We start from the raw sequence: 16,410 nt of genomic DNA, 5'->3' as shown, positions 1-16,410 counted from the left end.
AGGACATGAATATCGGTGATGCAGCCCGCGCTTCGGGCGTCTCGGCCAAGATGATCCGTTACTACGAACAGACGGACCTGATCCCGCCTGCGGATCGCACGGCTTCCGGCTATCGGGACTATTCCGACAAGGATGTGCATGTCCTGCGCTTTATCCGCCGCTCGCGTGATCTCGGCTTTTCGGTTGCCGAGATCACCGAGTTACTGGCCCTGTGGCAGGACCGCAGCCGCCAGAGCGCCGATGTGAAAACCCTCGCTCGCGCGCACATCGCCGACCTGCGCCAGAAGATCGCCAACCTTCAGCAAATGGCCGACACCCTGCAAACCCTTGCCGACTGCTGCGCAGGCGACCACCGCCCCGACTGCCCCATCCTGACCGACCTCGAAACCCTCGGTCATGGACAGGGTGTTGCACGACCCTGACTAGTCGCCCTATCTCTACTCAGCGCCCGATAGCGGGTTCACCGGCACGAAGTCGGTGTCGAAATGGCAGCCCTTCGCATAGCGAGCATCAGCGACCTCGCACAGTTCGGCAATGCCGGACGGGTCGGGTTTCAAACCTTGATCCAGCCACAGCATCAAGGCTTCGAAGACGGCTACATATTGTGGTGCGCTAAGGGCGCTGTGTTCGGATTCATTGGTAAAGGTCTGCACCAACAGGTCCGAGCGTCCCGCAGCATCGACACGATCGCGATAGGCGGCCTGATGCCAGACAAAGGCTGTTGGATCATACTTGCCGTGAATGGTCACGGTCGGCGCCACGATCATGCCCGACAGGTCGGCATCATAGCTTAGTCGCGCCACAGCCATCGGATCGGCACTAAAGCGTTCAACGCCTGCATTCAGGGCGGCATCATCATGCGAGCCGCTATAGACGGTTGCGGTATTGTCGAACGGGTTCAGCCCATCCAGACGCTTCTGGACCAAATCCTGAAACAGGAAGGTCCCCCATGCCAGATGCGCGACCAGTTGCTTCTCACCAATGCCGACCACATTCAGGATATCGGCCAGACGCTGCTGCTGGTCCGGTGTGCGGTTCTCTTGAGGCAAGCCGACACCGGTACAGGTCTGCACCCGCTCGGCCAGTTGTGCCCGCGTCATACGCACACCCTCGGGCAAGCCTTGCCACAGCGGGTATTGGGCTTCGTTCTGCGCCGGATGGTTCTGGCAGTAATACTGATAGACAGCTCTGAGGTCGGCGCGGAACCTGTAGGCCTCTGTACCGCCCGCAAGCACGCCGCTGCTCAGGACCACACCGTCCCAGACCACCTGCCCCTCGGCATCACGAGCATAAAGCTCTGCCGCCTTGGCAGCGACATTTGCGCCCCATGACTGCCCGTGAAGCATTGTGCGGCGCGGACGACCGAACGTATCCCAGAACACCTGACGGACATCATTGGTGTCCTCTGCGGCCATACGCACGCCATAGCCACCCCGCCGATAGGTGGACCCGGTCCACGCATACCCCTCGCGCACGGTCATGGAGAACCGTTCAAGATCTTCGAGAGGATCATCCGCCTTGGGCTGTGCGGTGCGCGGGCCACCATGCGAATGAACCACCAGAACGCCATTCCAGTTGGAAGGAATGGCGGTCCAGTAATAACCGCCCTTGGGTCCCTGCCCTTTCCAGCAGCGCGTCCCGTCCGGAAGAAAATCCGGACAGGTCGCGGCGGCTGTACCGGCGGGTGATGTTTCCATCACTGCCGGTTCTGCCGCAGCCGCAAAAGCCACAAGCGACATAGCCCCGACCACAGCGCCGCCCGAAGAAACCCAAAGACGTTTCATTCTTCTATTCCCTGAAGCCGATCAGAACGACTTGGTCGCGCTGGCATACCAGTAACGGCCCCACGGGCTGTGAACCGAACCGCGATAGCCATTGTCGGCCAGCGGCGGACCTTCATTGGTCAGGTCACGCACGCCAAAGCGTACACGGGTTTCATGCGGGAATTCATAGTCCACATAGGCATTGACCGTCTGGCGCGAGGCCACCTGCCAAGGCTCGTCGTTAATGCTCAGCAAACCCGGCTGTTCAAAGTCGGACACATACTGGCTGGACATGCCCGCACGCCACGGCCCCTTGCGCCATGTCAGGCTGGCATTCATGCGCCATTCCGGACGGCCGTTCTGGCCGATCAGTTGCGCAGAATCCGGCAAGGTCGTGCCCGCATTGATGATGCCAGCCTCACGGGCGGCAAACAGCGCATTGACGATATCGCCCGGATCACGGGTGAACTCATCCAGCTTGCTGGCATTGATATCGACGGTAAAGGTGCCGAAACGGGTGCGACGCAGCGACCAGTTGATGCCGATATCCAGACCGCTGACGGTTTGGGGTTGCAGGTTGATGAAGCTGTCATTGATCGACACCACTTCGCCTACAGCCGTCAGACCGGTGCCCGCAAACAGAGCCTCGTCCTCTACGGTCGGGTCGCGACGGTTGACCAAGCTATTCGACCCACCTTCAACACGGTTCAGATAGTCCAGAGCCAGAGCCGTCTGGGTGCCCAACAGGCCGACGATCTTGTCCTGTTCGATCTTCCAGCGGTCGACCGTAAAGGTGAACTGGCCGAATTGTTCAGGAATGAAGGACGGTTGCAGAACCAGTCCGTAGGAGCTGTTGGTGCTCTCTTCCGGTTGCAGATCTGGATTACCCGCGACCAGCAGCGATGCGCCCGAGGTATTCTGTGAGCATTGGGCGAAGCTGGTGATACGACCTGCACGCAGATCGGCTTCACAACGTACATAATCGATACCGCTGGCCAGACGCCCATACTGGGTCGCATTGGTCTGCTCCAGGTTCGGGGCACGGAAGCCTTCCGAATAGGAACCGCGAACACGGACACCCGGCACGACATCCCAGGCGACTGCGATCTTGGGCTTGGCCACCGAACCAAAGTCCGAATAGTGCTCGTAACGACCGGCCAGTTGCATATCCAACTGATAGACCAGCGGGATATTCATCTCCGGCGACACCAGCGGTACAGCGAACTCGATATAGGTCGAGAACACTTCGCGGCTGCCCGAGGTATCGGGGTTGGGGCTGACCGCCGAGACGTTGGACTGGTTGGTCTCACCCGTCACCATGTCGGTGAAGGTGTAGGTGCCGTCCACATTCTCGTCGCGGTCATCCTTCTGGGTCTCGCGACGGGCTTCGATACCAAAGGCCATGCCCACCGGACCGCCCGGCAGATTATAGATATCGCCACGCGACAGCTTGAAGTCGGCCATGGTCAGGGTCGTGCGCGTTACGCGACGCATGTCAAAGACAATGGCGTCGATGGCAGCCTGCGAACTGGGCGAACAATCGCCATAGCTGGTGGTCGTCACGCAACCGCCGCTAAACGGATTGTAGGCATCCGGCGTCGATAGAGCCATCTGCTTTTGCAGCGCCGTCATATTGACGTTGGGCGAGATGTCCTTGGCTTCGGCTTCCGAATAGACCATCGCCGTTTCCCAGTCGAAACCGCGCCATTCACCACGCAGGCCACCCAGCAGGCGGGCCTGATAGTTGTCGACCTTCACGACCTGGAAGCCGGTGTCGACAAAGCGGTAATTGGTCATCAGCACCGGCAGCCCGCCAGCCGGTACGCCACTCAGGCCCGGCAGACGGTTAGGGTTCACAGACCCATCGGCAAAACGGGTCGCGCCAAACGGGTTGTAATAGTTGCTGGCCGGAATCCAGATCTGGTTCAGGTTCACCACCGGCGGCTGAACCGCGCGGCTATGGGCGCTGTAGAAACCGATTTCACCAAAGGCTTCGACACCGTTGTCAAAGGCATAGTGGCCGGTCGCGAACAGGTTCAGACGTTCAACCGACGGACGCACAGTGGTGTCCTGACGCGTGTCGTAACGCATCTCGCGGTTGGTGCTGTTGAAATTGTGGTTGCCGCTGGCAATGCAGATATCGCCACCCACATTCACGCCGCACCCGAACTCGGTTGGCTGGAAGCGGAAGGCGCCTGCCGCATTGGTCACCGCCACACCGTTCGAGCGGATCACCGCCCGGCTGCCGACCGACAAACGAGCCCACGGCGTGTGCGACGAGCGACCGTCCAGTGACTGGACACCGGCAAAGTCCGGATAGTCGGCGAACAGATCGCGCAGATCGTCTGTACGGGTAAACGCCTGATCCTGCGCCCACAGGGCCGTGCGGTTGGCATAGCTGGCGAACAGCGAGACATTGCCGCGATCGAAATTCTTGCCTGCGTACAGATTGGTTTCAAAGTCGCGCATCTGTGTGCCTTCGGCACCGCCGTAACGGGTGCTGAGGGTCAGGCCGTCGATGTTGTCGCGCAGAACCGTATTGACCACGCCTGCCACCGCATCGGCACCATAGATGGCCGCCGCGCCGTCCAGCAGGACCTCCATGCGTTCCAGTCCCGAGACCGGCACAGCATTCGAGTTATAGCTGAGTACCGGAACAGTGCCGGTGTCGGACGTGCCTTGACTGGTCGGATGGTGGACCAGACGGCGCCCGTTCAGCAGCATCAAGGTGTTGCCCACGCCCAAGGAGCGCAGGTTGACCGAGTTCACATCGCCACGCGCCGAGTTCGAGGTCTGTGGGTTGTTGGCGCTGTCAAACAAGACGTCGCCCATCTGCGGGATAGTCCGCATCAACTCGTCGCCCGTCGTCGCCCCCGTAGCATCGATCTGCTCGCGGTTAGCGACCACGACCGGCAGGGCCGCCGTGGTGCGTGCGCCACGGATATTGGTGCCGACCACGACGATCTCGTCGACCTGGGTGACGGCTTCGGAATCCTGGGCATGGACACTACCCGCCATCAGAACCGCCGAAGCAGTCGTCGCCAGCAAGGCCAATTTCGATTGTGTTCTCATTTGTTTTTCCCTCGCCACCCGTTTTCGGGCGGTCCATTTGTTTTCGATTGCGGCGATCAGTCGTTCGCCAGTGTCAGGTCATCACCGGGGCCAGCGGCCGGATCGGGCTGAGCCGCCAGTGGTTGCGGTCGACCGTTCAGTGCGGCGTTCAGGGCATCGCGATCCAGACGCCCTTCCCAGCGGGCAACGACGATGGTCGCAACCGCATTGCCGATGAAGTTCGTCAGTGCGCGGCACTCGCTCATAAAGCGGTCAATGCCGAGGATCAGCGCCATACCGGCCACCGGCACAGCCGGAACCACCGACAGGGTTGCTGCCAGTGTAATAAAGCCTGCGCCCGTAATGCCCGCCGCGCCCTTGGACGACAGCATGGCGACCAGCAACAGGGCGACCTGCTCGCCAAGGCTCAGGTCGATGTTCAGGGCCTGCGCGATAAACAGCGCCGCCATCGTCATATAGATGTTGGTGCCGTCCAGATTGAAGGTGTAGCCGGTCGGGACCACCAGACCGACGACCGACTTCTCGGCACCGGCTTTTTCCATCTTCTGCATCAGGCTGGGCAGAGCCGCTTCGGACGACGACGTCCCCAGAACCAGCAGCAGCTCTTCTTTCAGATAGCGGATCAGCTTGAAAATCGAGAAGCCGTTAAACAGGCCAACCAGCCCCAGAATGACCACCACAAACAGGGCCGAGGTCAGATAAAATGTGCCAATCAGAGCCGCCAGATTGGCAATCGAACGGATGCCGTAGGCTCCGATCGTAAAGGCAAAGGCCCCGAAAGCCCCGATGGGGGCGGCCTTCATCAGGATCGCCACCAGCTTGAATACGGCAATACTGATGCTGTCGAACAGTTTGAGAACCGGCTTGCCGTGGTCTCCGCTCAGCGCCAGCGCGATACCAAACAGGATCGACACGAACAGCACCTGCAGGATGTCACCCTTCACAAAACCGCTGATCAGGGTGTCGGGAATGATGTTCATCAGGAAGCCGGTAATGGTGCTGTCATGCGCCGCTTGCGCATACTGGGCCACAGCACCGGCATTCAGGGTTGCCGGATCAATATTCAGACCCCGCCCCGGCTGGATCAGGTTGGCCGTAATCAGGCCGATGATCAGGGCCAGCGTCGAGAAGAACAGGAAATAGGCGAAAGCCTTGGCTGCCACACGGCCCACACTGGCCAGATCGCGCATACCGGCAATGCCCGTGACGATCGTCAGGAAGATCACCGGCGCAATGACCATCTTCACCAGTTTGATGAAGCCATCACCAAGCGGCTTCAGGCTCTCGCCCAGATCGGGCCAGAAATGGCCGATGAGGGCCCCCAGCGCGATGGCCATAAGAACCTGAAAATACAGATGGCGATAAAACGGCCGACGTACGACGACCTGATCAGATGCAACGGGGATCAAACGATATGCTCCTGGTGCGATAACTCGCGGGCTTCCTCGGTGGCGCGATCTAGGTCGCGCTTTAGACCAGTATGTCTCGCCCCGATGTCGCCACAAAACCTTGAGGCAATATTTATATCTATCTGATTTTAAATAATATTATTAAGTATCAACGCAATGCGCGGACATATTTGTGCAATATTTCACACACATAGATGGCTATATTGTGCGGTTTTCCGCATATTGCCTCCATGTCATGGCCCGCCCCCCGCTTAGCATTGCCTCGCCCCTTGCGCCCCTGGATCGCACTCGTGGTCGGCTGGCTTGTCATAACGACCGCAGGGGCCTTCGCATGGGGCGAACTGGCCCGCGACCAGACACGCAGCGAGTTGGCACGCCACGCCGATAGCTCGGCGGCTCTGCACGCCTCGGTCCTCCGCAGCGAACTGGAAAAGTATCGCGCCCTGCCGCCCGCAATGGCGACAGACCCCGATGTTATCCGCACCTTGCAGACCCGTGACACCCGCCTGACCAACGGCCTCAACAAACGGCTGGAGACCCTGTCGGAGCGCACCCGCTCCTCGGCCATCTATGTGGTCTCGGCCGATGGCCTGACGCTGGCTTCGAGCAACTGGAATACGGCGGGCAGTTTTGTCGGTGCCAATTACGGCTTTCGCCCCTATTTTATCAGGGCCCTAGATCAGGGATATGCCGAGTTTTTTGCCCTTGGCACCGTGTCCGGCAAACCCGGCATGTTTCTGGCCCACCGCGTTGTCGATGCGCAGAACCGCAGCCTCGGCGTCATCGTCGTAAAGGTCGAGTTCGACTCTCTGGAAAGCGAATGGCGTAAATCAGCAGAGCCCGCCTATGTGGTCGATCCCGGTGGCGTGGTCCTGATTACCAGCGAACCCGAATGGCGTTTTCGCACTCTGCGCCCGCTGGATGCCCGTAGTCGTCAACTGACGCTGGCGGACCAGACGCTCGGCAAGGAAGCCCTCAGCCCCCTTCCCTTCACGACCCCTCCGGCAAACGGCAGCCGACAGGTTGAAGCCACAGTTGATGGCATCCATCAGACATGGATCCATGCCAGTGCCCCGACGGCATCGCCCGGCTGGACCCTGCACCTGCTGATATCATCGCGCGGCATGATAGAAACCGCCGTGGCCAATGCGCGTATCCTGGCCGGACTGTTCCTGACCCTGGCCTTTGCCATCGCCGCCTTCTTCTTGCGCCGCCGCCAGCAAATGGTTGCCCGCCAAAAGGCTACAGAAGCCAACAGGCTGGAACTGGAGCAGCGGATCGAGGAGCGAACACGCGATCTAAGAGATGCCAATCTGGCGCTCAATAGCCAGATCGAGGAACGTATCCGCGCCGAGGCCAGTCGCGAAGCTCTGCGCCACGAACTGGTACAAGCCAGCAAGCTTGCAGCGTTAGGACAGATCGCCGCCGGTGTGGCCCATGAAATAAACCAGCCTGTAGCCGCCATCCGCACGCAGGCGGAAACAGCGATGGCCTATCTTGAACAGGGCCAGCCGCCCAAGGCTGTCACTGCGCTGGAACGGATCGCAGGTCTCACCGCGCGCATCGGGGCCATCACCCACGAATTGCTGTCCTTCTCGCGTAAAAGCGAACCCCGCCTCAAGCCCATCGACATCAACGAAGCCATCGACGGTGCCCTGCTGTTACTCGGCGGAACACTGAAACAGGCGGGCGTACAGTTTGAACGCGACACTCCCGCAGGCGTGACCGTTCTGGGGGACCGCTTCCGGCTGGAACAGGTCATTGTCAATCTGATGCAGAATGCCATCGAAGCCCTGACCAACATCGAAGAGCCGGTCATCAGCCTGTCGGTCCGCACCTCGGCCAATGACGTCACGATACGCATCGCCGACAATGGCACGGGTATCGACGCGGCCATCGCCTCGCAGCTCTTTACGCCCTTTGTCACCAGCAAGGAGAACGGGCTGGGGCTAGGTCTGGTCATCTGCCGCGACATCATCGCCGGATTTGGCGGCGAGCTAAGTCATGTGCCCACCAATACCGGTGCCTGTTTCTCTATGACCCTCAAGCGTGCCTGATCCCATGAGCCAGCCTTCCACCGGATTTACCCGCCTGACCCATGTCACGCTCATTGAAGATGACGATGATTTCCGCATAGCCCTCGCAGAGCGCATGGAGTTGGCGGGCCTGACGGTATCTGTTTACGCCAATGCCGAAACGGCGCTGGCCGAGATCGGTGCCGACCATGCCGGTATCATCGTCACCGATTTGCGTATGCCCGGTCTGGACGGACGGCAGGTACTCAGCCGGATTCAAAGCCTGGATCCGGCCCTGCCTGTCATCCTGATTACCGGCCATGGCGATGTGACCGATGCCGTCTCTGCCATGCGCGAAGGGGCCTATGACTTTGTCACCAAACCCTTCGCCTTCGAGCGACTGCAAGACAGCCTGAACCGCGCGCTCGATAAACGGGCTCTGGTTCTGGACAATCGTCGCCTGACGGCGCTCGCGTCCGAAGCGGGCATGGAACTGCCCCTGCTGGGCAATAGTCCGGCTATACGCAACCTGCGCGCCACGATTGCCCAGATCGCCGATGCCCGCATGGATGTGCTGATCGAAGGCGAAACGGGTACGGGTAAGGAAGCTGTCGCGCGGGCGCTGCACAGTGGCGGACGACGGCGCCCCCACCCCTTTGTGGCTGTGAACTGCGGGGCTCTGCCCGAGGGCCTTATCGAAAGCGAACTATTCGGCCATGAAATGGGGGCCTTTGCCGGTGCGACGCGCCACCGGATCGGCCATGTCGAGCGGGCCCATAACGGTTCGCTGTTTCTGGATGCCGTCGAGACCATGCCCCTATCCGCGCAGGTCAAACTGTTACGGGTTCTAGAGGAGCGCGAAATCCACCCTATTGGTGCCCATCAGCCGCGCCATGTGGACCTGCGCATCATGGCCTCGGCCAGCGATGATCTGGCGCAAGCCATGGCAGACGGGCGGGTGCGAGAAGATCTCTATTACCGGCTCAATGTCGTGCGCTTGCGCGTACCGCCCATGCGGGAACGTCGCGAGGACATCCCGCTGATGTTTGCCAGTCTGTTGACCCGCGTCCCCAGTCGCCCTGCGGGGGAAATGCCGCTGATAACCGACACCGTCAGGGCGCATCTGATGGAGCATGACTGGCCCGGAAACATCCGAGAACTGGCCCACTATGCCCAGCGGTTCGCTCTGGGTCTCGAAACCGCGCCATCACCCCATACCGACCAGCCCAGCAGCCTTGGCGACCGTGTGGCCCGTTTCGAGGCCAGCATCCTCAATGACACCCTGAATGAAACCGGAGGCAATGTCGTCGAGGCCATGGAGCGGCTGCAAATCCCGCGCAAGACCCTCTACGACAAGCTGAAGAAATACGGCATCCAGCCCTCGAACTATCGCGCCAAACCCTAGAGCCGAACCTTAGCCCCCTACTTCTTCACCTGAATGCGGGCGGTGACGGACATGCCGGGCGACAGGCGTTCAATGCCTTCCTGACCTGCATCGACGGTAATGCGAACCGGAATACGCTGGGCGACCTTGGTAAAATTGCCCGTGGCATTATCGGGACGAATAATGCTGAACTCCGAGCCGGTGGCTGGAGAGATACGCTCCACCTTGCCTTTCAGCACCCGTCCGCCCAGTGCATCCACCGTGATCTCGACAGGTTGCCCCACGCGCACATCGCGCATCTGGGTTTCCTTCATATTGGCGTTGATCCAGATCACGTCCGGCACCAGTGCCATCAGCTGCGTACCGACAGAAACCAGTTGCCCCTGACGTACCGTAACCTCTCCAAGGCGACCGTCACGCGGTGCCAGAATGCGCGCATTGTCCAGATCGATCTGGGCCAATCGCACCTTGGCGCTGGCATTCTCTACACTGGCTTCCAGAGAGCCTCGGCCAACAACAGCCGAGGTCACACCCGTGCGTGCAACCTCTTCGGTCGCGCGGGCCTCGGCCAGACGGGCTTCGGAAGCCCGCAGGGCATTTTGCGCCACATCGACCTGAGCCTGTGCCACCCAGCCGCCCTGAAACAGGGTCTGCACACGATTGGCATCGGCGCGCGCCTTGGTCACTGCGGACTGGGCTGCGGCAATAGAGGCCTGCGTCTGGGCTACCGACCCACGGGCAGAGGCCTGACTTTGGGCCGAGTTGGCCAAGGCGGCTTGCGCCGCATGCAGATCGGCCTGCGCCTGCTCCAGGCGCTGGCGATAGATGCGGTCGTCAACGGTCGCCAGCAACTGTCCCTGCTTCACGCTCTGAAAGTCCTGCACTTTGACCGAGGTGACAGACCCGCTGACCTGCGGGCTGATGATCGTCACCTGCCCGCGCACATAGGCATTGTCTGTGGTTTGCGGACCGCCCGAGAAGGGCGGCAGACGCCACGCATGAAGGATCAAGCCAACCCCGACCAGCGCCATTGCCACCAGAACAACACCCCACATCACGCGGCGGCTGTTGGATGGCGCAGGAACCGGCGGCGCAGCGGCAGGTGCCGCAGCAGGTGGAGCGTCGGATGAAGGAGCCGGTGATGTCGGGGGCGTGTCGGTCATGGTCTTGTCCGGTTATTCGGCACTGGCCGCAGCAGTCGCTGCAGCATCAGAAGCATGTTTGGCGGCGCGGCGCGCCTCTATACGGGGACGCAAATGGTTCACAGCCACCCAGACGGCCCCGATGGCAGCGGCAATAGCAATCAACAGGAACACATCATTATAGGCCAGAACCTGAGCCTGCTGGCTGACCTGTTGCTGTAGCAAGCCAAGGGCTGCGATCTGGCGCTGAGCCGGATCCTCGATCACATGGGCATAGGCACCGCCCAGTTGTTGCAACCGCAGCACCGTCTCGGGATCGCCCATACTGATGCCTTCGGCCAACTGATTGGAATGGAATTTCTCGCGCAAGGTCTGGACGGTTCCGACAAGGGCCGATCCCATCAGCCCGCCAACATTCTGGCCAATCGAGAACAATACAATAAAGCTGATGACGCTCTTGCCGCCGGTCTGAAGCACCTGCCCGAAACCGATAATCATCGTCGGGCCGATAAAGAAGGCCGCTGCAAAAGCCAGAAGCGCCTGACTGAAATAGAGGTTCACAGGCCGCGTCAGAACCGTCGCATGGCTGTCCAGAAATGCCCCGAACGCAATCATGGCCAGAGCAATCGAAATGGGCTTCCACAACTTCGTCGGGTTCAGGGTCAGGGCGCTGATTAAAGATCCCGCGCCGGTGGCGAACAGGATCACAAGGAACAGTCCCTGAATCTGTTGGGGCACCAGACCCATCTGTTGCAAAAAGCCGACCGCGCCTGTCGTCTGTTCCGACAAAACAATGCGTACCAGAAGAATGGCGAGGAGCAGCCGCACGAGATCGCGCCCTGCCAGCCATTTGATATCGATCAGCGGATTGGCGCGGTTATACTCGATCAATATTGCGCCCGTCAGCAGCACGATCGCCCCGACCAGAGCCCATCCAATCCATGCCGCCTCGGTCCACCAGACCACACGGCCCAGACCCAGCACAGCGGTCAGCAGCGCAACCCCCGGCGCAAACAGGGCGAAGGTGACGAAATCCAGCTTCTCGTAAACGCGCACGCGCTGCGACGGCGGCATCTTCAAAGCGAACACTGCCGGCAGCGCCACCATAACCAGACCCAGTTCGAACATGTAAAAGGCCCGCCACTGGTCCAGATCCAGCAGGTGCGTCACGCCCAGCCGCGCCAGCGGAATGGCCAGACTGGACAGGCCGACACCGATGATAATGCCCTTCAGGCGGTGCTGTGCCGGAAAGGCCTGAAGGATATAGAGAATACCCAAGGTCGACATGCCTGCCGCCGCCATACCGGCAATGCCGCGCACCACAAGGGTCGATCCGAAATCATTCAAAAACAGGTGCGCCACTGTGGTGGCCAGAAACACGATCAGGATGATTTCGGTGAAAAGCCGCAATCCGTACTGCATACGGAACTTGACCAGCAACAGGTTCATGCAGGCATTGGTCATGACGAAAACGACCGGCAGCCATGCAGCCTCGGTCGTGGTCACGCCCAAGGCGGCAGCCAGTTGCGGCAGGTTTGCCGTCACCGACGCATTGCCCAAACTGCCGGTCAGCGTCACCAGAACACCGACTAATCCGTAGGCCAGCCGCCACCAGATTGTGTGATCCGGTGTCGCTGGGGATCCAGGCAACATCGGCCGCTCGTGCGGCTTGAGTGTCGCCAGATATTCATCCCAAGGCAGGTTCCATTGACGACGGCTCATTGGGCAGCAGCCCGCAGCCGGACCGCGTCCAGAACCAGTTCCAGCGACCGCTGGCTTAGGGCCACACGATCATTAACCTGTACCGTCCGTGCCGGTGCGCCCAGCATCAGTGCAATGACGCGAATATCTTCTGCGGTCAGATCACCACGAATACGGCCCGCAGCCTGCGATACGGCCAGTGCCTCCGCGCCCGCCTTTTTCAGCCCCTGACGGATGGGTGCGAGGGCTTCATCCTTCAAATCGCGTATGGCGCTGGACAGGCCCGCACTGGACAACATCAGCGCCGTCATCTGCTCCAGAAACCAGACGAAGGCATCGGGATCGGCAAGTTGCGCCTTGGTCCGCTCGGCCAGTTCGTCGATCTGTTTCAGAAAAACCGCCAGTGCCAGTTCGGATCGATCGGCAAAATTCCGGTACAGGGTCGCCCGCCCCACCCCCGCCTCTTCTGCGATGACGTGCAGCGGCACATCCAGACCGTCGCGGGCAAAGACGCGCTCTGCTGTCAGAAGCAAATTCTCGCGGCGATGTGCGGCGTCCTGTCGCAGGGGGCGTGTCATGCGGGCTAAGTGGACACTTTTGTCCACTTATTCAAGGGGCGTTTTCAGAGCCGCGCCGATTGGTGCAAATTCACGAGCGGTGTCTCAGACGCGCGAGACACCGTCTTTATAGGTCGCGTGCAACAACGGAGTGCCCAGCCAGTAGCAAAGCTCGGCAGGCCTGCGGATATCCCAGACGGCCAGATCGGCGACCTTGCCCACCTCTATTGTGCCGACGTCATCCAGTATGCCCAGCGCCCTAGCCGCTTCGCAGGTGACGCCCGCCAAGGCTTCTGCCGGTGTCAGGCGGAACTGGACGCAAGCCAGATTGAGGGCTGCGGTCATGGACGCAACCGGCGAAGTGCCGGGGTTGCAGTCCGTGGCGACCGCTATGCGAACGCCGTACTGGCGCAGCAAGGCAACAGGCGGAACCTGCGTTTCGCGCAGCATCAAAAATGCACCCGGCAAAAGCACAGCAACGACACCCGCCTCGGCCATGGCTTTAACGCCCGCCTCGGTCGTGTGTTCGATATGGTCGGCGGAAAGTGCGTGATAACGGGCGGCCAGAGCAGCACCACCGCCATCCGACAACTGGTCCGCATGCAGCTTGACCGGCAGACCCAGTTGTTCGGCCTTGTCGAACAGACGGCTGACCTCTTGGGTCGAAAAGGCAATCGGCTCGCAATAGGCATCGACTGCATCGACCAGACCCTCGGCATGGGCGGCGGGCAGGATGTCATCCACAGCCTTATCCACATAGGTCGCACGATCCGCCTTATATTCGGGCGGTACAGCGTGAAGCCCCAGATAGGAGGTACGAACCCGCACCCCTGCCTCGCGCCCGATACGACGGGCAACGCGCAACATTTTCAGCTCGCTGTCGCGATCCAGACCATAGCCGGACTTGATCTCGACCGTCGTGACGCCGGTATATTTGAGACCCTGCAAGCGTTTGAGCGCCGAGGCATAAAGCTGCTCCTCGCTCTCCTCGCGGGTGGCCCGAACCGAGGAAACAATACCGCCCCCTGCACGGGCAATTTCCTCATAGGTCACGCCTTCAAGACGCTGTTCGAACTCGCCCGAGCGGTCCCCGCCGAATACCAGATGGGTGTGGCAATCGATCAGCCCCGGCGTGACCCATCGCCCGCCCAGATCATGGGTTTCCACAGCCTTATGAACAGGCAGGTCCGTACGCGCACCGATCCACGTAATACGTCCGTCCTTCAACAGGATCGCCGCATCCTCAATGGCACCATAGGGCTGATCGCCCTCGACCATGGTGGCGACGTGGCAGTGGGTCAGTAACAGGTCCGCTTCGATCATCGCGCAGCCACTCCACTCAGGATTTCACAGAACCAGCGCCCCGCCGTCAGCGATCCCAGATCACCGACTTCCAGCGACGGGTCATATTCGGTCAGGTCCACGGCCCGCACCTTGGAATGGGCGGCAATGGCGCGGGTCGCATCAAAGAAGTCATGCACCGACACGCCCCCCGGCCTTGCGCCCGGACTGGTGGGCCACTGGCTGCGGTCGATCACGTCGATGTCGAAATCGACATAGATGACCTCGCATAGGGCCGACAGACGCTCCAACTCCTGCTGTACCACAGCGACCAGACCCTGCTCGCGGCACTCGCGCACGGTGCGAACACTGATGCCCGCCGCTTTGGCTTTTTCGTGGGCGCGGCGCGTATTGGCAAACGGGGCCAAGCCCACCTGACTGATGCGTGTCCCGTCCATACCGTCATCCAGCAGCGCCTGAACCGGATTGCCATTGGTCAGCCCCTGATCGGTGTCGCGCAGGTCAAAATGGGCATCCAGCGTCAGCAGCCCTGCTCGCTCTAGTCCCAGCGCATGAACCCCCGCCCGCGTGATGGCATTATTGCCGCCGACCAGAATGGTCAGGGCGCGATGGCTTTGCGCCGCTACCGCATCGCGCACCGGCACGAAGGCATCGAAAGGAGAGACAGCCTTTAGCGCCACATCGCCCGCATCGTGCACGCGAATGTCCAGTTCCAGCTCCGTCTCTACGTCATAGGTGGACAGGCGTGGCAGCACACCGCGCAGAGCCTTTGGCCCCAGATCACACCGACCCGGTGTCAGTGACCGCTCGTTCAACGGCGCACCGATCAGGGCCACCGTTGCGTCAGGATAATGCCCGACCAGATCACCGACCGAGCGCCAGCCTAAAGCTTCAGACACATCAACCATGCTCAACCCTTTGTCGGTGAAAAACGGGCAACCAGATCATAGGCTCCACCCGGAAAAATCTGCGAGGCCCATGTGACGCCTTGACCATCGCGCCACGTACGGCGCTCTAAACTCAAGCACGGTGCCCCATCGGCCAGACCCAGCCCTGCCGCCGTTTCGCGGTCCGCTCCGACAGCCGAAATCCTGTGCTCGGCCTCGGTCCACGGCATATTGGCCAACAGCCACCCCCCCGGCGGTTGGGCCGTAAAATCAGCGTTCTCGGCGTCGGGAGCCACATCCAGCGCGATCAGGCGGCGCTCGAATACAAACGGCACATCACCGGCAAGGTGCAGGGTTTCAAGCTCGATCACGCGTGAGCCCATATCCTCTTGTGCCAAGGCAGGGCGCACAATCCGCCCCATCAGACGGTGGCTATAGGTCAGCCCCCTGCCCTCGACCTCGGACTGGATATCGGGAATGGAAACCAGAGCCGACGAATGTACCGGTGGATGCGCCACCACGGTTCCCGCCCGCCTGCGCCGCACCACCAAAGCCCGCGCGGCAAGATCGGTAATGGCCCGCGACACCGTCATCCGCGCACAGCCATATTCGGCCATCAGTTCCGCCTCGGTCGGGATGCGATAACCCGGCTGCCATTCGCCCGAAGCGATACGGCGCTCGATATCCCCCGCGATGCGGCGATGAAGCGGTTCATGATCCATGGGGTGAAACTGCCTCTTGCGCACAATAATGTCTAGACATAACACTGAGCCCAACACGACGGCGTTCTACGTCGCATGGAGGATTCGATGCCCACGTCTAACACCCAGCCAAATACCAGAGTCATCCGTAGTCCGCGCGGTCCGGAAAAGACCGCCAAGACATGGGCTGCCGAGGCCGCCATGCGCATGCTGATGAACAATCTCGATCCGGACGTCGCCGAACGCCCCGAGGACCTCGTTGTCTATGGCGGTATCGGCAAGGCCGCCCGCAACTGGCAGGCCTTCGACACCATTGTCGAGCAACTGCAAAAGCTGGAAGCAGACGAGACGCTGCTGGTGCAATCGGGCAAGCCTGTCGGCGTATTCCGCACCCATGCCGATGCGCCGCGTGTTCTGCTGGCCAACTCCAACCTCGTTCCCAAATGGGCGACCTGGGAGCATTTCAACGAATTGGAT

At 60.8% G+C, this 16,410-nt stretch carries 12 protein-coding genes and 1 pseudogene; 4 read left to right on the top strand and 9 right to left on the bottom strand.

Annotated elements, in window-relative coordinates; translation table 11 throughout:
- The first annotated feature begins 5 nt into the window (after positions 1 to 5).
- Entirely contained in the window at positions 6 to 422 is a 417-nt protein-coding gene (gene cueR, locus RSB01_RS04045; protein WP_332590647.1) for a Cu(I)-responsive transcriptional regulator, read from the top strand.
- Positions 423 to 437: 15 nt separating this feature from the next.
- On the opposite strand, the gene RSB01_RS04040 is transcribed toward cueR, so the two are convergent.
- From RSB01_RS04040 to RSB01_RS04030, 3 genes are read right to left on the bottom strand one after another with little or no spacing between them, the layout of a single operon-like run.
- Positions 438 to 1,784: a hypothetical protein gene (locus tag RSB01_RS04040; RefSeq protein ID WP_332625090.1), complete on the bottom strand. Its 1,347-nt coding sequence runs from the start codon at positions 1,782 to 1,784 to the stop codon at positions 438 to 440.
- A gap of 21 nt (positions 1,785 to 1,805) precedes the next feature.
- Positions 1,806 to 4,835, bottom strand: coding sequence for a TonB-dependent receptor (locus tag RSB01_RS04035; protein WP_332590645.1), 3,030 nt, complete (start codon positions 4,833 to 4,835; stop codon positions 1,806 to 1,808).
- Positions 4,836 to 4,891: 56 nt separating this feature from the next.
- Positions 4,892 to 6,241: a dicarboxylate/amino acid:cation symporter gene (locus RSB01_RS04030; RefSeq protein ID WP_332625101.1), complete on the bottom strand. Its 1,350-nt coding sequence runs from the start codon at positions 6,239 to 6,241 to the stop codon at positions 4,892 to 4,894.
- Positions 6,242 to 6,534: 293 nt separating this feature from the next.
- On the opposite strand from RSB01_RS04030, the gene RSB01_RS04025 reads away from it, so the two are divergent.
- Entirely contained in the window at positions 6,535 to 8,301 is a 1,767-nt protein-coding gene (locus RSB01_RS04025; RefSeq protein WP_332590644.1) for an ATP-binding protein, read from the top strand.
- Between the two features lie 4 nt (positions 8,302 to 8,305).
- Positions 8,306 to 9,664 (top strand): sigma-54 dependent transcriptional regulator, encoded by a 1,359-nt coding sequence (locus tag RSB01_RS04020; protein WP_332590643.1) that lies wholly within the window; start codon positions 8,306 to 8,308, stop codon positions 9,662 to 9,664.
- Between the two features lie 17 nt (positions 9,665 to 9,681).
- Here the strand turns inward: RSB01_RS04020 and RSB01_RS04015 are convergent, their stop codons facing one another.
- From RSB01_RS04015 to RSB01_RS03990, 6 genes are all read right to left on the bottom strand, one after another.
- Positions 9,682 to 10,806, bottom strand: coding sequence for an HlyD family secretion protein (locus tag RSB01_RS04015; RefSeq protein WP_332619712.1), 1,125 nt, complete (start codon positions 10,804 to 10,806; stop codon positions 9,682 to 9,684).
- A 12-nt stretch (positions 10,807 to 10,818) separates the two neighbouring features.
- Entirely contained in the window at positions 10,819 to 12,507 is a 1,689-nt protein-coding gene (locus RSB01_RS04010; protein WP_332590179.1) for an MFS transporter, read from the bottom strand.
- Positions 12,504 to 13,064, bottom strand: a complete 561-nt coding sequence (locus RSB01_RS04005) for a helix-turn-helix domain-containing protein (protein WP_332590180.1) — start codon at positions 13,062 to 13,064, stop codon at positions 12,504 to 12,506. The genes RSB01_RS04010 and RSB01_RS04005 overlap by 4 nt, the downstream gene beginning before the upstream one ends.
- Positions 13,065 to 13,148: 84 nt before the next feature.
- Positions 13,149 to 14,366: an imidazolonepropionase gene (hutI, locus tag RSB01_RS04000; RefSeq protein ID WP_332590181.1), complete on the bottom strand. Its 1,218-nt coding sequence runs from the start codon at positions 14,364 to 14,366 to the stop codon at positions 13,149 to 13,151.
- Entirely contained in the window at positions 14,363 to 15,253 is an 891-nt protein-coding gene (locus RSB01_RS03995; RefSeq protein WP_332590182.1) for an agmatinase family protein, read from the bottom strand. Before RSB01_RS03995 ends, hutI begins: the two co-directional genes overlap by 4 nt.
- Before the next feature lie 2 nt (positions 15,254 to 15,255).
- A complete protein-coding gene (locus tag RSB01_RS03990; protein WP_332590183.1) occupies positions 15,256 to 15,954 on the bottom strand; it encodes a UTRA domain-containing protein in 699 nt (232 codons plus the stop codon).
- Positions 15,955 to 16,041: 87 nt separating this feature from the next.
- On the opposite strand from RSB01_RS03990, the pseudogene RSB01_RS03985 reads away from it, so the two are divergent.
- Positions 16,042 to 16,410 (top strand): annotated as a pseudogene (locus RSB01_RS03985) (urocanate hydratase); the annotation flags it as partial.

The organism is Brevundimonas sp. (genome assembly GCF_036659295.1).
Taxonomy (GTDB): Bacteria; Pseudomonadota; Alphaproteobacteria; order Caulobacterales; family Caulobacteraceae; genus Brevundimonas.
Note: the sequence above shows the minus strand (reverse complement) of the source record. Positions and strands in the feature narration are given on the sequence as shown.